At 60.7% G+C, this 23,409-nt stretch carries 16 protein-coding genes and 1 pseudogene; 3 read left to right on the plus strand and 14 right to left on the minus strand.

Going from position 1 to position 23,409, the window contains the following annotated elements:
* The first annotated feature begins 76 nt into the window (after positions 1 to 76).
* On the plus strand, positions 77 to 373 hold the full coding sequence (locus ACZZ0K_RS26160; RefSeq protein WP_016772794.1) for a winged helix-turn-helix domain-containing protein: 297 nt from the start codon (positions 77 to 79) through the stop codon (positions 371 to 373).
* Between the two features lie 123 nt (positions 374 to 496).
* Here ACZZ0K_RS26160 and ACZZ0K_RS26165 read toward each other — a convergent pair whose 3' ends face one another.
* Complete coding sequence (locus tag ACZZ0K_RS26165) at positions 497 to 949, minus strand: GNAT family N-acetyltransferase (RefSeq protein WP_150743452.1); 453 nt, start codon at positions 947 to 949, stop codon at positions 497 to 499.
* 255 nt (positions 950 to 1,204) lie between these two features.
* Between ACZZ0K_RS26165 and ACZZ0K_RS26170 the strand changes: the two genes are divergently transcribed.
* The gene (locus tag ACZZ0K_RS26170; protein WP_252884950.1) at positions 1,205 to 1,942 is read left to right on the plus strand and encodes a substrate-binding periplasmic protein; all 738 of its coding nucleotides are present in this window, start codon (positions 1,205 to 1,207) and stop codon (positions 1,940 to 1,942) included.
* A 111-nt stretch (positions 1,943 to 2,053) separates the two neighbouring features.
* On the opposite strand, the gene yccS is transcribed toward ACZZ0K_RS26170, so the two are convergent.
* From yccS to betI, 10 genes and pseudogenes are all read right to left on the minus strand, one after another.
* Entirely contained in the window at positions 2,054 to 4,246 is a 2,193-nt protein-coding gene (gene yccS, locus ACZZ0K_RS26175; RefSeq protein ID WP_252868403.1) for a YccS family putative transporter, read from the minus strand.
* Between the two features lie 133 nt (positions 4,247 to 4,379).
* Positions 4,380 to 5,351, minus strand: a complete 972-nt coding sequence (locus ACZZ0K_RS26180; RefSeq protein ID WP_252867835.1) for an IS110 family RNA-guided transposase — start codon at positions 5,349 to 5,351, stop codon at positions 4,380 to 4,382.
* A gap of 339 nt (positions 5,352 to 5,690) precedes the next feature.
* Positions 5,691 to 6,869, minus strand: coding sequence for a BaiN/RdsA family NAD(P)/FAD-dependent oxidoreductase (locus ACZZ0K_RS26185; protein WP_258707295.1), 1,179 nt, complete (start codon positions 6,867 to 6,869; stop codon positions 5,691 to 5,693).
* 153 nt (positions 6,870 to 7,022) lie between these two features.
* A complete protein-coding gene (gene dbpA / locus ACZZ0K_RS26190; protein WP_252869572.1) occupies positions 7,023 to 8,360 on the minus strand; it encodes an ATP-dependent RNA helicase DbpA in 1,338 nt (445 codons plus the stop codon).
* 305 nt (positions 8,361 to 8,665) lie between these two features.
* Positions 8,666 to 10,093, minus strand: a complete 1,428-nt coding sequence (gene mdtD, locus ACZZ0K_RS26195; RefSeq protein WP_123443790.1) for a multidrug transporter subunit MdtD — start codon at positions 10,091 to 10,093, stop codon at positions 8,666 to 8,668.
* 139 nt (positions 10,094 to 10,232) lie between these two features.
* The gene (locus ACZZ0K_RS26200; protein ID WP_056786510.1) at positions 10,233 to 11,570 is read right to left on the minus strand and encodes a TldD/PmbA family protein; all 1,338 of its coding nucleotides are present in this window, start codon (positions 11,568 to 11,570) and stop codon (positions 10,233 to 10,235) included.
* Positions 11,570 to 13,011, minus strand: a pseudogene (locus ACZZ0K_RS26205) (TldD/PmbA family protein). Before ACZZ0K_RS26205 ends, ACZZ0K_RS26200 begins: the two are co-directional and overlap by 1 nt.
* A gap of 261 nt (positions 13,012 to 13,272) precedes the next feature.
* Positions 13,273 to 14,976, minus strand: a complete 1,704-nt coding sequence (betA, locus tag ACZZ0K_RS26210) for a choline dehydrogenase (protein WP_252884948.1) — start codon at positions 14,974 to 14,976, stop codon at positions 13,273 to 13,275.
* Between the two features lie 179 nt (positions 14,977 to 15,155).
* Positions 15,156 to 16,628 carry a betaine-aldehyde dehydrogenase gene (gene betB / locus ACZZ0K_RS26215; protein WP_039757620.1) on the minus strand — a complete coding sequence of 491 codons (1,473 nt, stop codon included), beginning with the start codon at positions 16,626 to 16,628 and terminating at the stop codon, positions 15,156 to 15,158.
* 88 nt (positions 16,629 to 16,716) lie between these two features.
* On the minus strand, positions 16,717 to 17,310 hold the full coding sequence (gene betI, locus ACZZ0K_RS26220) for a transcriptional regulator BetI (RefSeq protein ID WP_041476768.1): 594 nt from the start codon (positions 17,308 to 17,310) through the stop codon (positions 16,717 to 16,719).
* Positions 17,311 to 17,796: 486 nt separating this feature from the next.
* Here betI and ACZZ0K_RS26225 point away from each other — a divergent pair, with 486 nt between their 5' ends.
* Positions 17,797 to 19,737: a BCCT family transporter gene (locus ACZZ0K_RS26225; protein WP_223630511.1), complete on the plus strand. Its 1,941-nt coding sequence runs from the start codon at positions 17,797 to 17,799 to the stop codon at positions 19,735 to 19,737.
* Between the two features lie 253 nt (positions 19,738 to 19,990).
* Here ACZZ0K_RS26225 and choV read toward each other — a convergent pair whose 3' ends face one another.
* The 3 genes from choV to ACZZ0K_RS26240 all read right to left on the minus strand — a co-directional run bounded on the left by choV (position 19,991) and on the right by ACZZ0K_RS26240 (position 23,036).
* Positions 19,991 to 21,169 carry a choline ABC transporter ATP-binding protein gene (gene choV, locus ACZZ0K_RS26230; protein ID WP_016772804.1) on the minus strand — a complete coding sequence of 393 codons (1,179 nt, stop codon included), beginning with the start codon at positions 21,167 to 21,169 and terminating at the stop codon, positions 19,991 to 19,993.
* On the minus strand, positions 21,166 to 22,011 hold the full coding sequence (gene choW / locus ACZZ0K_RS26235; protein WP_016772805.1) for a choline ABC transporter permease subunit: 846 nt from the start codon (positions 22,009 to 22,011) through the stop codon (positions 21,166 to 21,168). The genes choV and choW overlap by 4 nt, the downstream gene beginning before the upstream one ends.
* Before the next feature lie 77 nt (positions 22,012 to 22,088).
* Positions 22,089 to 23,036 carry a choline ABC transporter substrate-binding protein gene (locus tag ACZZ0K_RS26240; RefSeq protein ID WP_095181365.1) on the minus strand — a complete coding sequence of 316 codons (948 nt, stop codon included), beginning with the start codon at positions 23,034 to 23,036 and terminating at the stop codon, positions 22,089 to 22,091.
* Positions 23,037 to 23,409: the final 373 nt, after the last annotated feature.

Genomic DNA, 23,409 nt, shown 5'->3' on the forward strand with positions numbered 1-23,409 from the left:
CAGCTCCTGCAGTTGAAATGCGATCTTCTGTAGGAGCTGCCGAAGGCTGCGATCTTTTAACGGTGGGAGTGTTTAGATGGACGTAAGCAAGACCAAAAGCAGTTTCTATCGCCGTTTGTACGTGGCTTATCTCATCGATAGCGGCCTGGCGCCGAGTGTGCCGACGCTGACCGAAGTCACCGGCATGCCGCGACGCACGGCGCAGGACACGATTGCCGCGCTGGCCGATCTGGACATCATCTGCGAGTTCGAACAGGAAGAGGGCGCACGCAATCATGCCGGGCGCTATCGGATTCGCGAGTGGGGAGCGATTGATCGCGGATGGATCGAGCGCAATTTGCGGCAGATAAAAGCGGTGCTGGAATACCCCTGATTCCTGCGGCGCCTGAACTGACGCAATCGCTGGCAAGCCAGCTCCCACAGGGATCTCCAGCGAACACGGTTTTCGTGAACGAGCGATGAACCTGTGGGAGCTGGCTTGCCAGCGATGAGGCCCTCAAGAACGACGCATGCCGATATGTGGAATGTCATCCTCAAGATATTCCTCACCCACCACGACAAACCCGTACCTGCCGTAATACCCCTGCAGATGCGCCTGTGCTGACAAATAGATCGGCACCTGCGGCCAGTGCTTTTCGGCCTGCTTCAGCGCCTGTTCCATCATCGCGTGGCCCAACCCTTTGCCACGGCCGGCGGGCGCGGTCACCACGCGGCCAATCACCACGTCGCCGCCCTGGGATTCCGGATCCAGCAGGCGCAGGTAAGCCATCAACTGATCATCCTCCCAACCCATCAGGTGATGGGTATCGCCCTCCAGATCCTGGCCGTCGAGATCCGGGTAGGCGCATTTCTGTTCGACCACGAATACATCAGAGCGCAGCTTCAACGAGGCGTACAACTGCTCTTTGCCCAGATCGCGATGATGTTTGCAGATCCACTCGATTGTCATTTTTCGATTCCTTGACCATGTCGCCCGATACTAAGCGCAGCTGCGCCATATGTCTGTATGGCGCAACAGTCTGTGATAAAGGTCAAAATGCCACCATTCCTTTCTCGCGCCCGCCGAGACTTTGTGTAATCTGCTCAAGAGCACTGCGCACTGGTTCCCATGAGCTAATGTTCAATGCTTGGGTTTTGCCGGTAAGGGGCCTTTGGTTTTGACGTGAAACCACGTCGGGCGGTTGCCCGCTGAGGATGTTCAAGCATGCTGCGATTGCTTCAAGCCGTTGCTTTGATCGTACTGCTGGTGCTGGGCCAGGATGCTGCGGCGCAGAAGCTGCGGCTGGCGTTCGATAATTGGCCGCCGTTTACCGACGATGCACTGGTCAACGGTGGACTGGCCACCGACATTGTCAGCACCGCACTGGCTCGCGCCGGTTATGCCAGCGGTTACGAACAAGTGCCGTGGGCGCGAGCATTGCTGGGGATTGGCGAGGGGCGTTACGACGTACTGGTCAACGCCTGGTACAACGACGAACGCACGCAGATCGGTCAGTTTTCCGGTGAGTACCTGATCAACCGCATCCGCTTCCTCAAGCGCAAAGACGCACCCATCGACTACAGCAACCTCGAGCAACTGCACACTTACCCGATTGCCGTGGTGCGCGGGTACGCCTATTCCGCACCTTTCGATGCCGATACGGCGATGCAGAAAGTCCCTGTGCACAACTTCGCCATGGGCGTGCGCATGCTCGCGGCGGACCGGGTCAAGCTGACCCTGGAGGATGAGTACGTGGCCAAGTATTACCTGGCACGGGAATCGGCCAAGGTACGCAATTCGGTGGAGTTTTTACCCAAGCCGTTGAGTGAGAATAGCCTGCATATTCTGGTCAGCCTGAAGAACCCGCAGCATGAGCAGATCGTCGCCGGGTTTGATCGAGCGATCGAGGCGATGAAGGCTGACGGGACTTATGAGAAGTTATTGCGGCGGCATGGAATGTGAAGGGTGATCCGGCAATTTCTTTGTGGCTGATGACCTCTTCGCGAGCAGGCTCGCTCCCACAATTTGAAATGCATACCCTGTGGGAGCGAGCCTGCTCGCGAACGCGTCGTCTCAGGCGCCGCTGATTTCGGCAGTGTCCTTGATCAAATGCGCCGCCAACGTCCGAAGCGGCCCCAACTGCCGGCAAATCAGCGCCAGCTGCGTCTGCACCAACCGTTGCCCTTCATCGATTTCATCCGGCATCTGTTCCAGCTCATTGGCCAGCGCTTCCTCGTCATCACTCTGAATCGCAATCGGCTGCTTGCTCGCCAGGCCTTGGGCGATTTCGTCGATGCTGGTCGCCAGTTTCACCCCGGCGCCTTCGATCAGATGCTCGCGCACCTCCGCTGGTAACTGTGTTTCACGGTGCGCGCCGAGCCCTGACAAATAGCTGAGCAACGTGTGCGATAGCACCAGGAAGCGGAAGCCGACATCCGCCTCCTTACGGAAATGCCCCGGCTCCATGAGCATGTTCGCCAGTGTTGTCGACAGCGCTGCGTCAGCGTTATGGGCGTTGCGTCGGGCCAGGCGATAAGCGAGGTCATCGCTTTTGCCGGCGGCGTATTGCTGCATGATCTGGCGCAGGTAGATGCTGTTGCAGGTCAGGGTGTTGGCCAGCACTTTGTTCAGGCGCCGACCCTGCCAGTCCGGCAGGAACAGGAACACCGCCAGACCTGCGATCAGGCTGCCCAGCAGGGTATCGAACAGCCGTGGCAGGAACAGCCCGTAGCCATCGCCGACCTGATTGAAGCAGAACAGCACCATGATCGTGATCGCCGCCGTCGCCAGGGTGTAGCGGGTGGTGCGGTTGGTGAAGAACACTACCCCGGCAGCGATGGCGAAGCACGATTGCACCACCGGGTTGGGGAACAGATCGAACAGCGCCCACGCCACCGTCAGGCCAATGGCCGTGCCGATGATCCGCTGGCCGAGTTTGCGCCGGGTGGCGCCGTAGTTCGGCTGGCAGACGAACAGCGTGGTGAGGATGATCCAGTAGCCTTGCGACGGGTGAATCAGGTGCACCATGCCGTAGCCGATGCTCAGTGCCAGCGGCAAGCGCAGGGCATGGCGGAACAGCAGCGAGGTCGGCGTCAGTTGCGTACGCAGGCGAATCCATACGTCCTTGAGATTGCGCGGTGAACGGTCGAGCAGGCTGCTGTCGGTGGCGTCCGCCAGAGCATCGGGGTTGCTGGCATCGCTAAGCAGGCGGTCGAGGGTGCCGAGGTTGGCCGCCAAGGCGCGCAGCGAGCGCAGCAGGCCGCGCCATGCCGGATTGCTCTGGATGCGCAAGTGTTCGAGGGAGGCATGCAGGTCGTTCAGGGCTTCGGCGAAACTGGCGTCATAGATGAACGGCTGGCGCATCTGGATTGACTCGGCCAAGGCCCGGCAGGCCTTGCCTTGCTGGCGCAGCAGGCGCTGGCAGCGAAACAGCACGTCGCTGTGGAAGAACGCCTCGGCCAGCGCGTTATACGGGTAGTGCGAAGAGCTGGCGCGTTCGTGAATGTCCTGCGCGAGGAAATACAGCTTCAGATAACGGCTGACTTTCGAGCCCGGTCGACCGTTGCCGACCCGATGCAGGATGATTTCCTTGGCCGTGTTCAGGGCGGCGACCACCCGGCCATTCTGCTGCGCCAGTTCGAGGCGGCGGGCTTCGACGTCCATCTGCCGGATCGGCTCGAACAGCGAGGATTTCAGCTTCAGGTAAAGTCCCAGTTCACGGAACAGCCGCGCCAGACTTTGCTGCACCGGTTGATTGGAAAACAGTGCCTGCCACAGCACCGAGAGCAGGCCGTACCACGCCGCGCCAGCGACCAGCAGCATCGGTTCATGCCAGAAATCAGTGACCGCGCCGCCGCGCTGATCAACGCCGATCATCGTGTACACCGACAGAATCAGCGTCGCCGAGGCGATCGCGCCGTAACGCTCGCCCAGCGCACCGAGCATGGTCAGGCCGAAACTGGCCAGTGCCAGGGCCACGGCGAAAATGATCGGGTAGGGAAACAGCAATTCCACCGACAGCGCGGCGATGCTGAAACACACCAGCGTCACCGCCAGAGCGTTGAGACGACCCTGCCAACTGTCGTCGGTTTCGGCCAGGGCGCTGGCGATGATGCCGAGGAACAACGGGATCAGCAGGCCCATTTCATCCTGATACCAGCACAGCGCCATGCTGCCGGTCAGGGCGATGAATACCCGCACGCTGTAACTGAATTTATCCAGCGCCCAAAGGCGCCGCAAAGACTGACGAAACGAGGTCGAGGACATGAAGTGCGAAGGCCTTCCGAGGCGATGCCGCTAAATTGAGCCAGTAATGACGCCGACGCAATGGCGCCGAGCACATCTGACAGCAAAAAGTGTTCCTTGATCGCCCGCCCCCCTGTAGATACCGTCTTGAGCCTCACCGGGCAAGCGCAAGTTTCGGGTCATATGGCAGTCCTGACTTGAGCACTCCGTAAATGAAGTGCAGCAGCTTGCGCATTGCTGCGCAGATGATCTGCTTGGGGGCCTTGCCATTGGCTTCCAGGCGTTCTTTCATCGCCTTGATCGCCTTATTGTGTTTCAGCGCCACCATGCCAGGCATGTAAAGGCCTGCACGCAGCCGTGCTGACCCTACTCTTGAGATCAGGGTGTGACCTTTGAGCTTTCCTGATTCCTGCAGCTTTGGATTGAGCCCTGCGGCAGCGACCAGTTGGCGAGGATCACTGTATTTGCGCAGGTCACCCAGTTCGGCGAGCAATCGTTCAAGCGTTTTTTGTCCGATGCCGTCGATGGTTACGATGAGATCCCGCATCTGACGCATATCCGGGTCGTCATCGATGTGTTTTTTGATCGCCTTATGCGTTTCTACGATCTCTTTTTCGATATGGCGCAGAACGGAGTTGATCGAGTCTTTGACCTTTTCGTCGGAAACGTCCAGACGATTAAGCTCCATTTGTTCCATTTCCTGAAGGTCATCCAGGCGGCGCACCATTGCTTTTAACTGGCGGTATTTCAGCGGCTCAGGCGCCCATGGGTGAAGTTTTTGATCCTTTTCCCGGGCAAAGTCGGCGATCAGTTTGGCATCGCTTTTATCGGTCTTGATGCGGCGCAGTTCGCTGTCAGCGTACGCTTTGGTCGTAGCCGGGTTCACGACGCAGACCCGGAAGCCTTTGTTGTAAACGAATTCCGCGAGCTCCAAGTGGTAGACGCTGGTGGCTTCCATCACGATCAGGGCCGAACGCTCGGCGTTTTTTTCTAGCCACGCCTCAAACTCTTTAAAGCCCTTTGGATCGTTGGCCAGCTTGGCCTTGGTTTTGTGCTTGCCGTTGGGCTGGTGTGTAGCGATATCAAAGGTGTTCTTTGCGATGTCGACGCCAACGAAACCGGACATGATCGTTTCTCCACTTGTTCCCTGTTGCGATCATCACGTCACTCTGTCCAACCTTGCGAATGCGGGCTCTCGCCGCAGGCGGGCCCAAGATACCGTGCGAACTGTACGAGTGAGTGTGGAGGGCTGGAGCACGATCTACGTCACAGGCAAAAAGCCTAAGGAGCTGCGCGGCTTCCAAGTCCCTCCCTCGATGATCAGTCGAGAACTATCGCTCCTGACGGAGCGTTAGTCGAGATACAAGGAGCTGCCGAAGGCTGCGATCTTTTGACTTTGATGTGTAAAAACAAGATCAAAAGATCGCAGCCTTCGGCAGCTCCTACACGGGGAGTGTTGTTCCGGTCAGACGAACTGCGCAGCAGAGTAGCCCGAGGCCCAGGCCCACTGGAAATTGAAGCCGCCCAGATGCCCAGTGACGTCGAGCACTTCCCCAATAAAGTACAGGCCCGGGCTTTTCAGCGATTCCATGGTCTTGGACGACACCTCGCGGGTATCGACGCCACCCAGAGTCACCTCAGCCGTGCGATAGCCTTCGGTCCCCGCCGGCACGACTTTCCAGCTGCCAAGCTTCTCGGCAATCTCCGCCAGTTCGGCGTGGGTGTACTGCTTCATCGGTTTGGAGACAAACCAGTTGTCCGCCAGCAGATTGGCCATCTTCTTGGTGAAGATCTCGCCAAGCAAAGTTTTCAACTCGCTGTTCGGGCGTTCGGCGACTTGCTGTTGCAGCCAGCTCGCGGCGTCGTGATCCGGCAGCAGGTTGATCTCCACCGTGTCGCCGGGCTCCCAGAACGAACTGATCTGCAAGATCGCCGGGCCACTGAGGCCACGATGGGTGAACAGGATGTTCTCGCGAAAGCTCTGGTCATTGCAGCTGACCAGACAATCCACCGAAGTGCCGGACAGCTCTGTGCACAACTCCTTCAGCTGGTCGGTGATGGTGAACGGCACCAGCCCGGCGCGGGTCGGCAGCAGTTCATGGCCGAACTGTTTGGCGACCTGGTAACCGAAACCGGTAGCGCCCAGGGTCGGAATCGACAGGCCGCCGGTGGCGATCACCAGCGATTGGCACTGGACCTGACCGAGGGTGGTGTCGAGCAGGTAGCCGCTGTCGGTTTTTTCGATGGTCTGGATCGAGGTGTCCAGGTGCAGCTCGACGCCGGCCTGATCGCATTCATCAAGGAGCATGCCGAGGATGTCGCTGGACTTGTTATCGCAGAACAGCTGGCCGAGTTTCTTCTCGTGGTACGGCACACCGTGCTTGCCCACCAGACCGATGAAATCCCACTGGGTGTAACGCGCCAGCGCCGATTTGCAGAAATGCGGATTCTGCGAGAGGAAATTGCCCGGTTCGGTGTACATGTTGGTGAAATTGCAGCGACCGCCGCCGGACATGAGGATTTTCTTGCCGGCCTTGTTCGCGTGGTCGAGCAGCAACACCTGACGCCCGCGCCCGGCGGCAGTCAGGGCACACATCAAGCCGGCCGCGCCAGCGCCAATGATCACGACTTCGGTAGAGCGCAAAACGGTGTCCTCTTGGTGGGTCGCTACAAAACAAACTGTGGGAGCGAGCCTGCTCGCGAAAGCGTTGTGTCATTCAACAATGATGTCGACTGACAGATTGCATTCGCGAGCAGGCTCGCTCCCACAGGGGATCTCCTATGGATGGAAGATCGCTTACAGAATACGCACGCGCAACGAGCGGCCCTTGATCTTGCCGTCGTTCAGGCGCTGCAAGGCCTGCATGGCCACGGTGCGCTCGACAGCGACGTAGGCCTGGAAATCGAAGATCGCGATCTTGCCGACCTGCGCACCGGGAATGCCCGCTTCGCCGGTCAGTGCGCCAAGAATGTCGCCCGGGCGCACTTTGTCTTTGCGGCCAGCGCCGATGCACAGGGTGGTCATCGGCGGTTGCAGCGGCGCCAGGCCCTGGGACTTGAGGTTGTCGATCTGATCCCAGTTCAGGGGCGCTTTCTGCAGTTGTTCGATGGCTTGCGCACGATGAGCTTCGGACGGCGCGACCAGACTGATGGCGATGCCTTTCTCGCCGGCACGACCGGTACGGCCAACGCGGTGGATGTGGATTTCCGAATCGCGAGCCAGCTCGACGTTGATCACCATGTCCAGCGCATCGATATCCAGACCACGGGCTGCGACGTCGGTGGCGACCAGCACCGAGGTGCTGCGGTTGGCGAACATCGCCAGTACTTGATCGCGGTCACGCTGTTCCAGATCGCCGTGCAGGCCAACAGCGGAAATGCCTTTGGCGGTCAGGTGATCGACGGTTTCCTGCACTTGCTGCTTGGTGAAGCAGAACGCCACGCAGGACGCCGGACGGAAGTGGTGCAGGACCTTGGTCACCGCGCTCATGCGCTCTTCCGGGGAAATCTCGTAGAAGCGCTGCTCGATCTGCGTGTCGTCGTGGAAGGCTTCAGCCTTGACGGTCTGCGGATCGCGCATGAATTTCGAGGCCAGTTGCTTGATGCCCACCGGGTAGGTCGCGGAGAACAGCAGAGTCTGCCGGCGCTCCGGGGTCTTGATGATGATGTCTTCGATGGCGTCGTAGAAGCCCATGTCGAGCATGCGGTCGGCTTCGTCGAGGATCAGCGTGTTCAGGCCATCGAGCACCAGCGAACCCTTGCGCAAATGCTGCTGAATGCGCCCCGGGGTGCCGACGATGATGTGCGCGCCGTGCTCCAGCGAAGCGATCTGCGGGCCGAACGACACGCCGCCGCACAGGGTCAGGACCTTGATGTTGTCTTCGGCACGGGCCAGACGACGGATTTCCTTGGCCACCTGGTCGGCCAGCTCACGCGTCGGGCAGATCACCAGTGCCTGGCAACCGAAGTAGCGCGGGTTGATCGGGTTGAGCAGGCCGATGCCGAACGCGGCGGTCTTGCCGCTGCCGGTCTTGGCCTGGGCGATCAGGTCCATCCCCTTGAGGATCACCGGCAAGCTCTGCGCCTGGATCGGCGTCATCTGGGCATAACCGAGTGATTCGAGGTTAGCCAGCATGGCGGCGGACAGCGGCAGAGTATTAAAAGCGGTGGCGATGGTGGTCACGGGACTGGCCTGCAAAACAAAATGTCGCGCAGTGTAGCAGCCCCGTGCCGGTTTCCTCGACAGTTCTGGACGAACAGCGATTGAACCCGAGGCAGGGATTAACTGTGGCGAGGGGATTTATCCCCGCTGGGGTGCGTAGCGCCCCCCAAAAAGATGAATGCGATCAGCCTGACTGGCCGAGGCGACAGCAGAAGCAGAGGGGCGCTACGCGCCCCAACGGGGATAAATCCCCTCGCCACAGAGCTCTCCCCCACACATCAGTGCTCGATGTGCTCTTCCGGGCGCTTGGCGCGGCGCCCGTCTTCCTTCGACAGTTGCGAGAAGATCGTCGCCGCCAGCATCGCCATCACGCCGACCGTGACGAAGGTCAGTTGGAACGCACCGAGTACGGTTTCCACGCCATCGTTGCCGACCTTCGCAGTGAAGCCGCCGAGCAGCGCGCCGGCGCAGGCCACGCCGAGGCTCAGCGACAATTGCGCGACCACCGACAGCAAACTGTTGCCGCTACTGGCGCTGGCATCGTCGAGGTCGATCAGCGTCACCGTATTCATCGCGGTGAATTGCAGCGAGTTGATTGCCCCCAGCACCGCCAGCAGGCATAGCAGCAGCCAGTACGGCGTCTGCTCGCTGACCAGGCCCATGCTCGCCAGCATGATCCCCAACGCCAGGGTGTTGCCGGTGAGCACGATGCGATAGCCGAGACGTTCGATCAGCGGCCGCGCGACCCACTTGGCGACCATCGCCGCAGCGGCCAGCGGCAACATGCTCATCCCGGCTTGCGAGGGCGAATAACCCAGCGCCACTTGCAGCAACAACGGCACCAGAAATGGCAAAGCGCCGCTGCCCAGTCGCGCGAACAGGTTGCCGAGGATGCCGACGGCGAAGGTGCGGGTCTTGAATAATGACGGCGCGAACAACGGGTTTTCGATGTGCCCGGCGCGCAGCCAGTACGCCGCCAGACAGGCCATGCCGGCGAATAGCAGCAGCATCACCCGCAGGTGCGGCAGGTGCAGTTCGCCAAGACCTTCCATGGCGATGGTGATGAGGATCATCGCCGCGCCGAACAGCAAAAAGCCGAGGCTATCGAAGCGGGTGCGCTCCGTGCCGCGCAGGTCGGGAATGAACTTCCACACCGCATAACAGCCGATCACCCCGACCGGCAGATTGATCAGGAAGATCCAGTGCCACGTCACGTATTCCACCATCCAGCCGCCCATGGTCGGGCCGATCAGCGGGCCGAGCAGGCCGGGAATGGTGATGAAACCCATGATCCGCACCAGTTCCGAGCGCGGGTAGGCACGCAGCACCACCAGCCGCCCGACCGGCAACATCAGCGCACCGCCGAGGCCCTGGATCACCCGTGCGCCGATAAGCATGCTCAGGCTGCTGGATAACGCGCAGAGCAACGAGCCGAAGCTGAACAGCAGAATCGCGCCGAAGAAGATTTTCTTGGTGCCGAAGCGGTCGGCGATCCAGCCAGAGGCCGGGATCAGCAGGGCCACGGTGAGCATGTAGGCGATGATCACACCCTGCATGCGCAACGGGTCTTCGGCCAGATCGCTGGCCATGGCCGGCAGCGCGGTGTTGAGGATGGTCCCGTCGAGGGACTGCATGAAGAACGCAATGGCGACGACCCACGGCAACCAGCGGGCGGTGATGGCGTCGAGAGGCGGGCGGTTGGGCATGGAACCTCTTGTGGTCTGTTTGATGATCGTTCCCACGCTCTGCGTGGGAATGCCTCAACGGACGCTCTGCGTCCGCTTTTGGCTGGGACGCGGAGCGTCCCGGGCTGCATTCCCACGCGGAGCGTGGGAACGATCGCCGTCAGAGGGTCAGGGTCAACCGGCTGACCAGCGCCCCCGGCAACAGCGATGACGAGGTATTGCGCTGGCTGTACGTACTCGCCGACAGCAGCAGCTCACGCTCGGTGGTCAGTGCCTCCAACTGCGAACCGAGCAGGTTGTAGGCGCTATCGTCGAAGCGCATGGTGCTGACCGGCGCCTGGATTTCGCCGTTCTCGACCCAGAAGGTCGCGAAGCGGGTCATGCCGGTCATGCGCGCCGCCGGTTGATCCGAGTAGTTCAGATACCACAGGTTGCTGATGTACAGCCCGGTGCCCAACTGCTTCAGGATCTCTTGCTGCGACAGATCACCGGCGGCCATGTTCAACGCACTGGGCATCTCGCCGCCGCCCGCACCGTTCGCCGCCAGACCATATTCGGCGGCGCTGCGCGAGCCCACCAGTTGATCGCCGGCCTTGCCCTCGATGATCAGACGCAGATCGCTGCGCGGATAACCCTCGGCGGAAAACGCCGGGCTCAGGGACTCGCTGACTTTTTCGTCCAGCGACAGCAACGGGCTGAACGCCTGATCGCCGACGTAGAGCTTCTGCAACGGGCTGCTCTTGCTGGCGATCGATTGCGCCGAGAACCCGCCCCAACTGAGCATGCCCATGATTTCTTCCAGTGCCGCCGGTGCCAGATAGGCGCGGTACTGCCCCGGTGCCAGGGTGCGTAACGGTCGGCCGAGAAACTCAAGCTGTTCGCGTGCCTGGGCGAAACGGCGGGCGAAGCCCTCGTCGCTCCAATCGTGGCCGGCATAGCTGGCCTTCACCGCTTCGCCGTTTTCGTGGAACAGGCTGAAGTCGAAATTGAAGCTGTTGGCTTCATGCCAGCCGAACGCGCCAGCGGAGCTGGCAAAGCCACGGCTGATCGGACCGGCAGCATAAAAACCGACCAGATCGAGACCTTCAGCGGCGGCGCAGATTTGCCCGACGACATCTTCGGTGTCCGGCAGTGGATGCGCTTGTACGTGCGTGCTCTGCCAGCTGTTGTGATTGAGCAGCAAGTACGGGTCCTGCGGCAGCAGCGGCAAGGTTTCGCGCAATTGTTGCAGGCCTTCGGCGAGCCGTTGCAGATCGGCTTCCTGATCCCCGGACAAGGTGATCTGCAGGTCGGCGTGGCGACCGTCGTTGATCAGTTTCAGGCCGACGTTGGCCTGCTGCACTTGCCCGGCCTGGCGCACCTTGGCGTGATTGAAGCGCACGAACGCCGAGGCTTCGGCGGCGTAGCTGAGCGTGAACTGTTCCGGCTCGCGCACGCTGTCGCGCAGCCAGTTGACCATGACCTTGAAGGCGTCGGACTGACGCTTCGAAATGCTCATCAGGCGTCTCCCCCAAACACATCAATGTTGCTGAATACGCAGGCCGGCGAAGCATGGCCGACGCGAATCACCTGGTTCGGTTCGCCCTTGCCGCAGTTCGGCGTGCCCAGCACCTTGACGGTGCTGGCATCGCCGACGGCGCGCAGGCTCTTCCAGAAGTGCGCGGAAATCGCCCGGTAGTTGGGGTTTTTTACCACGCCTTTCAGTTCACCATGCTCGATCAACTGGCCCCATTCGCAGCCGAACTGGAATTTGTTGCGCGCATCGTCGATCGACCACGAACGGTTGGTGCTCATCAGAATGCCGTGCTCGATACCGCCGATCATCTGCTCCAGCGTTTGATCACCCGGCTCGATGTTGAGGTTGGCCATGCGGTCGATCGGCGGCCGGTTCCAACCGCAGGCGCGGCTGTTGGCAACGCCATCGAGGCCGGCGCGATATTGCGACAGCGCTCCGCCTAGTGGCCGCAGCAACAGGCCGTCGCGAATCAGGAATTGTTTGCTCGCCGCGGTGCCGTCGTCGTCATGGCCGTAGCTGGCGAGTTCTTCCGGGATGCCGGGGTCGAAAGTCACGTTGAGCAAATTCGAGCCGTATTGCAGGCTGCCGAAATCGCTGGTCTTGACGAAACTGGTGCCGGCGTAATTGCGCTCATCGCCGAGGATGCGGTCGAGCTCCAGCGGGTGACCGATGGATTCGTGGATCTGCAGCATCATCTGATCGGGCATCAGCAGCAGGTCGCGCCGGCCTTGCGGGGTGTTCGGCGCGAGCAGCAATTGCAGGGCCTGATCGGCGACTTGCGGACCGGCACCGACCAGGCCGCAACGGCTGATGACGTCGGCGCCACCCTGCTGGCCGAAGTTCTCGCGGCCGAGGCTGCGGGTCTGGCTGTCGTTGCCGTCGTAGGCGGTGACGTCGAGGCTCGGATAGACAAAGCGCTGGGCCTGACGCAATTCGGCGCCGGCGCTGCTCAGGTAGATCTGCTCGACGTTAGTGATGCCGATGCTCACCTGCCAATTGACCAGGCGTTCATCCTTGGGCACCGAGGCGGACTCCGCACCGAGCAGATCGAAGCATTCGCTCAGGGACGGGAAGGGCTGTTCGAGATTGGGTGAAAAATAATCAGCGCGATCGCTGGAAAGCGGCTGCTCGCGCAGATCGAGCAAGGCGTGCGGCTTGAGCCGGCGGGCCTGTTGCTCAGCGCGCTCGAGAGCGGCTTGCAGGCCTTGTTGCGAGAGGTCATTGGTCGCCGCATAGGCTTCGACGCCATTGACCCGGACGGTGAGCATCACCCCTTCATCGCGGCTCAAACTCGGCGGTTCGGCGACGTTCTTGCGCACCGATAGATACTGCCCGGACTCGCGCACATATCGCAGGGAAAAAATTCAGCGCCCGTGCGCAAGGCAGCAAAGCGCTGCTTGAGCTGGGGGTGGAAATCGAACATTCGGGAACCTCCTTGTAATGGAGTAGCGGCATGGCGACAGCGGGGAGGGGTGAAACGGTTGCGCGAGGTCTAGAGTAGGCCTGCGTGGGGGTAGGATCAAGTGAAGAGGGGGTGTAGGGGGATTTACTGTGCAGCGGGGAAGTGTGTGTTGCTGTGAGGGCCTCTTCGCGAGCAGGCTCGCTCCCACAGGGGATTTGTGAATGCCACAGATCCAGTGTGGGAGCGAGCCTGCTCGCGAAGGCGGCGCCTCGGTACTACGACTTACTGCGTAACCGGGGTGATATCCCGCATCGGCTTGCCTTTGACCGGCGCGCCGTTCGCGACGTAATAAGCAGCGGTGCTGCGCGGCAGCGGCTTGCGGCCACGGATCCTGTCGGCGATTTTCTCGGCCATCATGATCGTCGGCGCGTTGAGGTTGCCGGTGGTGATGATCGGCATGATCGAGGCATCGACCACGCGCAGGCTCTGCATGCCGTGCACACGACCTTCGCCATCGACCACGGCCATCTCGTCGGTGCCCATCTTGCACGAGCAGGACGGGTGGAACGCGGTTTCGGCGTGCTCGCGGATGAACTTGTCGAGCTGCTCATCGGTTTGCACTTCGATGCCCGGGCTGATTTCGCGACCACGGAACGCGTCGAGAGCCGGTTGCTGCATGATTTCGCGGGTCAAGCGAATACCGTCGCGGAATTCCTGCCAGTCCTGCTCGGTGGCCATGTAGTTGAAGAGGATGCTCGGGTGCTGACGCGGATCCTTGGATTTGACCTGGATGCGGCCACGGCTCGGCGAGCGCATGGAACCCATGTGCGCCTGGAAACCATGTTCTTTCACGCCGTTGCTGCCGTTGTAGTTAATCGCCACCGGCAGGAAGTGGTACTGGATGTTCGGCCATTCGAATTCCGGACGCGAACGAATGAAACCGCCGGCCTCGAACTGGTTGCTGGCGCCGATGCCGGTGCCGTTGAACAGCCACTCGGCACCGATCGCCGGCTGGTTGTACCAAAGCAGCGACGGGTACAGCGAAACCGGTTGGGTGCAGGCGTATTGCAGGTACAGCTCGAGGTGATCCTGCAGGTTTTCACCGACGCCCGGCAGATCGTGGACCACCGGGATGTCGAGGCTTTCCAGCAGTTTCGCCGGGCCGACACCGGAGCGCTGCAGAATCTGCGGCGAAGCGATGGCGCCGGAGCACAGCAGGACTTCCTTGCGCGCCTTGGCTTCAACACGTTCTTCAGCGTCGCCGATCAGGTAACGCACGCCGACCGCACGCTTGCCTTCAAAGAGAATCTTGTCGGTCAGGGCGTGGGTGACGATGGTCAGGGTCGAACGTTTTTTGGCGATGTCGAGGTAGCCACGGGCGGTGGAAGCACGGCGGCCGTTCGGCGTCACGGTGCGGTCCATCGGGCCGAAGCCTTCCTGCTGGTAACCGTTGAGGTCTTCGGTACGCGGGTAACCGGCCTGCACGCCGGCTTCAACCATGGCGTGGAACAGCGGGTTGTTGCCGGCTTTCGGCGTGGTCACGCTGACCGGGCCGTCGCCACCGTGGTAATCGTTCGGGCCGATGTCGCGGGTTTCGGCTTTGCGGAAATACGGCAGGCAATCGAGGTACGACCAGTCTTCCAGGCCCGGCAGTTTCGCCCAGCCGTCGTAGTCCATCGCGTTGCCACGGATGTAGCACATGCCGTTGATCAGCGAAGAGCCGCCAAGGCCCTTGCCGCGACCGCATTCCATCCGGCGACCGTCCATGTGTGGCTCTGGATCGGTTTCGTAGGCCCAGTTGTAGCGACGACCCTGCAGCGGGAACGCCAGCGCGGCGGGCATCTGGGTACGGAAGTCGAGGCGGTAGTCCGGCCCCCCGGCTTCGAGCAGCAGAACGGTGACGCCTTCGTCTTCAGTCAGACGGGTCGCCAGGGTGTTACCGGCCGAGCCGGCACCGATGATGATGTAGTCGAATTCTTGGGACATTGAATGCACCCTCTTTGATAGTGGTCAGGTCGGACCTTGGCGAGTGCTGTGCACTCGAATCGCTGGCAAGCCAGCTCCCACAGGGATTGGGGGCTGCCACAAATTGGGTGGACGACTCCAACCTGTGGGAGCGGGCTTGCCCGCGAAGAGGCCTTCGCGAGCAATGCAAATCTCGGGTCTTAGAACACCGAAACGTAATCGCCCAGCTCGACCTGTACCGATTTGATGCGCGTGAAGTTGTTCAGCGAGCTGATCCCGTTCTCACGGCCCACACCCGACTGCTTGTAGCCGCCGACCGGCATTTTTGCGTCGGACTCGCCCCAGGCGTTGATCCAGCAGATACCGGCTTCCAGTTGATGAATCACGCGGTGGGCGCGGTTCAGGTCTTTGGTGACGATACCGGCAGCCAGGCCGAAGTCGGTGTCGTTGGCGCGGCGGATCACTTCTTCTTCGGTTTCGTAGGAGAGGATCGCCATGACCGGACCGAAGATTTCTTCGCGGACGATGGTCATGTCGTCGGTGCAGTCGGTGAACACGGTTGGCGCAACGAACGCGCCTTTGGCGAATTCGCCGTCGGTCAGGCGACCACCGCCGCACAGGACGCGGGCACCTTGTTCCTTACCTTTTTCGATGTAGGCCAGCACGCTTTCCATGTGGGCGAAGCTGACCAGCGGGCCGAAATTGGTGTTTTCGTCTTCCGGGTTGCCGACGCGGATGCGCGCAACGCGCTCAACGATCTTGGCCTCGAACGCGGCTTTCAGATGCGCCGGTACGAATACGCGAGTGCCGTTGGTGCAGACCTGACCGGAGCTGTAGAAGTTGGCCATCATCGCCGTGTCGGCGGCGCGATCGAGGTCGGCGTCGTCGCAGATGATCAGCGGCGACTTGCCGCCCAGTTCCATGGTCACGTCCTTGAGCGACGAAGCCGAAGCGCTGGCCATGACTTTCTTGCCAGTGTCGGTGCCGCCAGTGAAGGAGATTTTCTCGATGCGCGGGTGCTCGGTCAGCCAGGTGCCGACTTCGCGGCCGCTGCCGGTCAGGACGTTGAACACGCCGTTCGGTACGCCGGCTTCGGTGTAGATCTCGGCCAGTTTCAGGGTGGTCAGCGAGGTGACTTCGCTTGGCTTGAAGATCATCGCGTTACCGGCCGCCAGGGCTGGAGCGGATTTCCACAGGGCGATCTGGATCGGGTAGTTCCACGCGCCGATACCGGCGACCACGCCCAGCGGCTCGCGACGGGTGTAAACGAAAGAGGTGTCACGCAGCGGAATCTGCTCGCCTTCTATGGCGGGCACCAGGCCTGCGTAGTATTCCAGCACGTCAGCGCCGGTGACGATGTCGACGTACTTGGTTTCGGAGAAGGATTTGCCGGTGTCCAGGGTTTCCAGCGCAGCCAGCTCATCGTTGCGCTCGCGCAGGATGTCGACGGCGCGACGCAGGATGCGCGAACGCTCCATGGCGGTCATCGCGGCCCAGATTTTCTGGCCCTTTTCGGCGCTGACCACGGCGCGCTCGACGTCGTCTTTGGTCGCACGTTGCACCAGTGCGAGGACTTCACCGTTCGCCGGGTTGATGGCTTCGAAGGTGGCGTCGCTGCCGGCGTCGGTGTACGCGCCATCGATGTAGAGTTTTTGCAGTTCGAAACGGGCCATAGTGTCCTCGCAAGTGCATTGGTGGTTGGCGTTGACCACCGCGATGACGCTGCGGTGGAGTTCAGGGGCCGAGCATTTTCTGTGTGCTCTAGCTCACCTTCTTGGCCAATTGGAAATCCATGTATTCGTAAGCGATCTGTTGCGCCTGCGCCGTGTCGAAAGCGTCTCCCGACAGCGCGCCGCGCAACCACAAGCCGTCAATCAACGCTGCCAGACCCCGGGCGGCGCTGCGCGCATCTTCGAGCGGCAGCACACGGCGGAACTGGCAGCACAGGTTGGAATACAGACGGTGATCGTTGATCCGCTGCAACCTGTGCAAAGACGGCTGGTGCATGCTGGTGGCCCAGAAGGCCAGCCAGGTTTTCATTGCCGGGCCATTGACCTGGCTGGCGTCGAAGTTGCCTTCGATGATCACCTGCAGATGCGCCCGTGGGTTGTCATCTGCCAGCGCCTGACGGCGCGCGGTGACGCTCTCGCTGAGGGCGGTCATCAGGTACCGCATCGTGGCGGCGATCAGGCCGTTCTTGTCCTGAAAGTAATGACTGATGATGCCATTCGAGACACCGGCCAAACGGGCGATCAGCGCAATGCTGGCGTCCCCCATTCCGACCTGATCGACCGCTTGCAAAGTGGCTTCGATCAATTGTTGGCGGCGGATGGGTTGCATACCGACCTTGGGCATCTTGCACATCTCCTTAGGCCTTCCGAGAGGCGAATGACGCCGATCGGATTGAGGGCCAGTCTATTTTGTTTTGATTGAACGTTCAATCAACAAAGAATAAGATCTGCGACAATTCGTCGCTGCCTACAGAAAATTCCTACGTGTAATGACGATAAAAACCGACACCTGAAACGGCTCGAAACCTGCGTGGGGCATGGCGCGGTTCGCGATTCGAAGGACGTGTTGAAAGGGCAAGACGCTCGGGGCCAGGTTTCGGATGAACGTCCGTCGCCTCTGGCCACGAAAGCGAATACGCAACGCCATTTCGGCAGGTTCGGGCTTTTTTCGGAGTGTCTTTATATCACCCGCCGGTCGGCTGCCAACTAACCGATTGGTCGGGTTCCGTGATGCCTTGTGTTCTTCTCTCGCACTGCCTGGAGCATTTGTGCCATGAGTTCTGCCTCGCTAATAAAGACCCCGCCCGAGAAGGTGACGGTCAACGGTTGGGTGTTCTACACCTCGACCGCGCTGATTCTGTTGTTGACCGCCATTCTGATCATCGCCCCGCAAGAGGCCGGCAGAATGTTGGGCATGGCCCAGGCCTGGTTGTCGCGCAGCTTCGGCTGGTACTACATGGTGGTGATCGCCGCCTACCTGGTGTTCGTGGTCGGTCTGGCGTTTTCCTCGTACGGCAAACTCAAACTGGGCAGCAAGGACGACACCCCGGATTTCAGCTACGGCGCCTGGGCGGGGATGCTGTTCTCGTCGGGCATCGGCATTTCGCTGCTGTACTTCGGCGCGTCCGAGCCGCTGGATCACTACTTCAATCCGCCGGAAGGCACCTCGGCGACGAATATGGCGGCGCGGCAGGCGGTGCAACTGACTTTCCTGCACTGGGGCCTGCACGGCTGGGCGATCTACGCACTGGTCGGCCTGGCCGTCGCGTATTTCGCCTATCGGCATAACCAGCCGCTGGCCCTGCGTTCGGCGCTGTATCCGCTGGTCGGCGAGCGCTGGGTCAAAGGCGCGGCCGGGCACGCGGTGGACGGCTTCGGCATGTTCGTAACGCTGCTGGGCCTGGTGACCAACCTGGGGATTGGCTCGCTGCAAGTGTCGTCCGGGCTGGAAAACCTGTTCGGCATGGAGCACAGCAACACCAACCTGCTGATCGTCATCATCGTCATGAGCACAGTAGCGACCATCGCCGCTGTGTCCGGTGTGGAAAACGGCATCCGTCGTCTGTCCAACCTGAACATCGTGCTGTTCAGCGGCCTGCTGATTTTCGTCCTGCTGTTCGGCCCGACCCTGCACCTGCTCAACGGCTTCGTGCAGAACATTGGCGACTATCTCAACGGCGTGGTGCTGAAGACCTTCGACCTTTACGTCTATGAAGGCGACAGCGCCAAGTCCGACCGCTGGCTGGGCCTGTGGACGCTGTTCTACTGGGCCTGGTGGATTTCCTGGGCGCCATTCGTGGGCATGTTCATTGCGCGGATTTCCCGTGGCCGCAGCGTGCGTGAACTGGTCGCTGGCGTGCTGCTGATTCCGCTGGGCTTCACCTTGGCGTGGCTGTCGATCTTCGGCAACTCGGCGCTGGATCTGGTGATGAATCAGGGCGCGGTGGAGCTGGGCAAGACGGCGCTGGAACAGCCGTCGATGGCGATCTATCAGTTGCTTGAGCATTATCCGGCGTCGAAAGTCGTGATTGGTGTGTCGATCTTTGTCGGCTTCGTGCTGTTCCTGACCCCGGCCGACTCCGGCGCGGTGATGATGGCGAATCTTTCCTGCAAGGGCGGTAACGTCGATGAAGACGCGCCGCACTGGCTGCGGATCTTCTGGTCGGTGGTGATCACGCTGGTGACCATCGGCCTGCTGTTCGCCGGCAACTTCGAAGCCATGCAGACCATGGTCGTGCTGGCCGGCCTGCCGTTCTCGGTGGTGCTGATCTGCTTCATGTTCGGCCTGCACAAGGCGATGCGCCAGGACGTGCAGATCGAACAGGAGCAAGCACAACTGGCCGAGCGCGGACGCCGTGGTTTCAGTGAGCGCCTGACGCAACTGGATCTGCAGCCGAGCCAATCGGTGGTGCAGCGCTTCATGGACAAGCACGTCACTCCGGCGCTGGAAGATGCAGCGGCGCAATTGCGCAATCAGGGCATTGAAGTGCAGACGCTGCTGGGCAAAGCCAAGCGTTGCATGGGTGTGCGGGTCGAGATGGAAGAGGGCAACCCTTTCGTTTACGAAGTGAGCCTGGATGGTTATCTGGCGACCCCGACCGAATCGGCGCAGTCCGATGAAGCGCGTCAGCGTTATTACCGCGCTGAGGTGTATTTGCACAATGGCAGTCAGGACTATGACTTGATGGGCTTCACCCCGGAGCAGATCACCCGGGATGTGCTCGATCAGTTTGAAAGCCATCGGCAGTTGTTGGGGCGGGTTTATAGCTAAAGTCAAAAGCTGACCCTCACCCCAGCCCTCTCCCGGAGGGAGAGGGAGCCGACTGAGGTGTCTGGCGTTGTACATTGACCTGAAAGATCGAGTCGATTATGGATTCGGTAAAGCAAGATCAGGTCGGTGCAGATCTGCAGCATCCCCCGATCGGTCCCCTCTCCCTCTGGGAGAGGGCTAGGGTGAGGGGCTATTCCTGACCCAACAAAAAGGGATCGCTCACCGCGATCCCTTTTTTATCCCACCTGGCGCATTACCCCAGATTCTTGCCCAGCAACGCGTGATACAACTCGCTGTCGCCCAGAATCCCCACCACATGATTGTTATCGTGCAGCACCAGCTTGTTGCCGGTCTGATAACGGATCTGCAGCGCGTCACGCATGCCGATGTTCGAGTCCACCAGCGTTGGCTTGCGCTCCAGGCCTTCCACCGCTTGGCCAGGTGCCCAGTTCTGCAGGTTCAGCACCGAGCCGTTCTGCCGCGCGCCTTTGATGGTGTTGCCTTCGGCCAGGTCCAGCCACGAGTCGCCGCCCGGATCGAGGCACACCGAGCCGTTGATGCGTTTGCACTTGTCCAGCGTGCGCATCAGGCTGCGGCCGCAGAGCACGTTGAGCGGATTGGTGTGGGCGACGAAGGTGCGCACATAGTCGTCCGCCGGGTTGAGGACGATTTCCTCCGGCACGCTGTACTGGATGATCCGACCGTCCTTCATGATCGCGATGCGGCTACCCAATTTGAGTGCTTCATCGAGGTCGTGGCTCACAAACACGATGGTCTTGCTCAGCTTGCGTTGCAGTTCCAGCAGTTCATCCTGCAGACCCTGGCGGATCAACGGGTCGAGGGCCGAGAACGGTTCGTCCATCAGCAGAATGTCGGCGTCCATCGCCAGCGCGCGTGCGAGGCCGACGCGCTGCTGCATGCCGCCGGATAGCTCATCAGGCTTCTTGTTGCGCCATTGGGTCAGGCCGACCAGTTCGAGTTTTTCATCGACCAGTTTCTTGCGTTCCTTCTCCGGTCGGCCCTGCATCTCCAGACCGAAACTGATGTTCTCGCGCACTGTCAGCCAAGGCATCAGGGCGAACTTCTGGAACACCATGGCAATGCGCTTGGTGCGCATCATCTTCAGCTCGGCGGGCGTGCAGGACGCGATGTCGATCTGGCGGTTTTCATGCTCGACGAACAGCTTGCCGCGGCTCACGGTGTTGAGGCCGTTGATGCAGCGCAGCAGGCTCGATTTGCCCGAGCCGGAGAGGCCCATCAGCACGCAGATCTCGCCCTTGTTGATGTCCAGCGTGGCTTTTTCCACGCCGACGATCTGCCCGGTCTTCTTCAGGATCTCGTTGCGGGTCATGCCCTGATCGAGCAGCTTGAGTGCCTCGCGCGGATCCTTGGAGAAGATTACGTCGACGTCTTCGAAGCGAATTATGCTCATGCGTCACCCCCTACTTTAGCGTCGGGTTGTTTGCAGATACGGTCGAGCATGATCGCCAGCAGTACGATTGCCAGGCCTGCTTCGAAGCCCAGCGCAATATCAGCAGTGTTCAGTGCGTTGACCACCGGTTTGCCGAGTCCGTCGGCGCCTACCAGTGCCGCGATCACCACCATCGACAGCGACAGCATGATGCACTGGGTGATGCCGGCCGCGATGCTCGGCATGGCGTGCGGCAGTTCGATCCTTGAGAGCAATTGGCGACGCGAGCAGCCGAAGGCCTTGCCGGCGTCCATCAGTTCTTGCGGGACATCACGGATGCCCAGGTAGGTCAGGCGGATCGGCGCCGCGATGGCGAAGACCACCGTGGAGATCAGGCCCGGGACCACACCCAGCCCGAAGAGGGTCAGGGTAGGAATGAGGTAAACGAAGGTCGGCACGGTCTGCATCAGATCGAGCACCGGCCGCATCATGGTGTAGAACATCGGTTTGTGCGCGGCGACGATGCCCAGCGGCACGCCGATCAACACGCAGACCAGGGTGGCGAACAGCACCTGGGCGAGGGTTTCCATGGTTTCCTGCCAGTACCCCAGGTTGAGGATCAGCAGGAACGAGGCAACCACGAACGCGGTCAGGCCCCACTTGCGTTGAATCAGATGGGCGATGATGGCAATCAGGCCAATCAGCACCAGTGGGTTGAACCAGGTCAGCGCAAACGTCACGCCGTGGATCATCGTTTCCAGTGTCACGGCGATTGCGTCGAAGGTGTTGGCGCCGTGTTGCGTCAACCATTCGACGAAGCCCGCGATGTACTGGCCTAAAGGTATTTTCTGATCAATCAGCATGGTAGTGAACGTCCGCATGCAAGGAAATTAACAGCCCGGGCAGGCACGCCTGCCCGGCATAAGCGGTGCCCCTCAAATCAAGGCGCGAGCTTGGCTTTCACGGCCTCCAGGCCTGGTTTACCGTCAATGGTGGTCACGCCAGCGAGCCAGGTTTCGAGCACCTGTGGATTCTTTTTCAGCCAGGCCTTGGCGGCCGCGTCAGGCTTCATCTTGTCGTCGAGGATGTTGCCCATCAGTTCACTTTCCATGTCGACGGTGAACTCCAGGTTTTTCAACAGCTGACCGACATTGCTGCATTCTTCGGCGTAACCCTTGCGGGTGTTGGTCGCTACGGTGGCTGCGCCGAAATCGGGGCCGAAGAAGTCGTCGCCGCCGGTCAGGTATTGAATCTTGAAGCGCTTGTTCATCGGGTGCGGTGCCCAGCCGAGGAAGACCACGGCGGTGTCGCGCTTCTGCGCCCGGTCGACTTGCGAGAGCATGCCGGCCTCGGAAGATTCGACGATCTTGAAGCCAGCGGTTTTCAAACCGAAGGCGTCCTTGTCGATCATGCTCTGGATCAGCCGGTTGCCGTCGTTGCCCGGCTCGATGCCGTAGATCTTGCCGTCGAGTTCTTTCTTGAATTTGGCGATGTCGGCGAAGTCATGCAGGCCTTTGTCGTACAGGGCTTGCGGCACGGCGAGGGTGTATTTGGCACCCTTGAGGTTGGTGCGCACGGTGTCGACGGTGCCGGCATCGCGATACGGCTTGATGTCGTTCTCCATGGTCGGCATCCAGTTACCGAGAAACACGTCCATGTTCTTGCCGTCGGCCAGCGACTTGTAGGTCACGGGCACGGAGATCATGGTGGTCTTGGTCTTGTAGCCGAGGGCGTTGAGAACAACGGAAGTGGTGGCGGTGGTGGCGGTGATGTCGGTCCAGCCGACATCGGAGAAGTTAACGAGGCTGCACTGTGCCGGTTCTGCGGCTTGCGCCAGTAACGGCAGACTCAGCAGGGCGGCCAACAACAACGACGGGGAACCTTTCATGGATGGACTCCTTGGTGTTTTTTTGGCAGTGTTCCGACTGTGGACCACCGCACTTATGGGTTGCGGTTGGTGGCGTTTTTGAGACAGCTCTACCGCAGCGCCTTGCAATCGAGTCATCCCGATCATGTACCAGTGAAAATCTGACGCCTACAGGGAGGGTCGTATCCAGTACAGGGATGGTCGCTTCCAGTGTCGGTGACGTCGCTTACAGCTTTTTTCCGCCCCCGATGACCTGCTCGACTGCATAAAAACGGCGTATTTGCGGGGCGAAAACGTGACGACGCTGCTGGACATGACTGCGTCGGTGTCAGACGCCGTGCGCGCCGACAAAAGCCCGATGATGCCGGCATTCGGCGGATCGCAGCTTGAGCGT

This window comes from Pseudomonas sp. AC255 (assembly GCF_979258175.1).

Coding starts and splice junctions, on each gene's coding strand:
- ACZZ0K_RS26200 (WP_056786510.1), bottom strand. CDS start 11,570: ATGAGCATTTCGAAGCGTCAGTCCGACGCCTTCAAGGTCATGGTCAAC.
- ACZZ0K_RS26180 (WP_252867835.1), bottom strand. CDS start 5,351: ATGTCCGGTTTCGTTGGCGTCGACATCGCAAAGAACACCTTTGATATC.
- betB (WP_039757620.1), bottom strand. CDS start 16,628: ATGGCCCGTTTCGAACTGCAAAAACTCTACATCGATGGCGCGTACACC.
- choV (WP_016772804.1), bottom strand. CDS start 21,169: ATGAGCATAATTCGCTTCGAAGACGTCGACGTAATCTTCTCCAAGGAT.
- ACZZ0K_RS26165 (WP_150743452.1), bottom strand. CDS start 949: ATGACAATCGAGTGGATCTGCAAACATCATCGCGATCTGGGCAAAGAG.
- ACZZ0K_RS26170 (WP_252884950.1), top strand. CDS start 1,205: ATGCTGCGATTGCTTCAAGCCGTTGCTTTGATCGTACTGCTGGTGCTG.
- choW (WP_016772805.1), bottom strand. CDS start 22,011: ATGCTGATTGATCAGAAAATACCTTTAGGCCAGTACATCGCGGGCTTC.
- dbpA (WP_252869572.1), bottom strand. CDS start 8,360: ATGCTGGCTAACCTCGAATCACTCGGTTATGCCCAGATGACGCCGATC.
- betA (WP_252884948.1), bottom strand. CDS start 14,976: ATGTCCCAAGAATTCGACTACATCATCATCGGTGCCGGCTCGGCCGGT.
- yccS (WP_252868403.1), bottom strand. CDS start 4,246: ATGTCCTCGACCTCGTTTCGTCAGTCTTTGCGGCGCCTTTGGGCGCTG.
- mdtD (WP_123443790.1), bottom strand. CDS start 10,093: ATGCCCAACCGCCCGCCTCTCGACGCCATCACCGCCCGCTGGTTGCCG.
- betI (WP_041476768.1), bottom strand. CDS start 17,310: ATGCCCAAGGTCGGTATGCAACCCATCCGCCGCCAACAATTGATCGAA.
- ACZZ0K_RS26160 (WP_016772794.1), top strand. CDS start 77: ATGGACGTAAGCAAGACCAAAAGCAGTTTCTATCGCCGTTTGTACGTG.
- ACZZ0K_RS26240 (WP_095181365.1), bottom strand. CDS start 23,036: ATGAAAGGTTCCCCGTCGTTGTTGTTGGCCGCCCTGCTGAGTCTGCCG.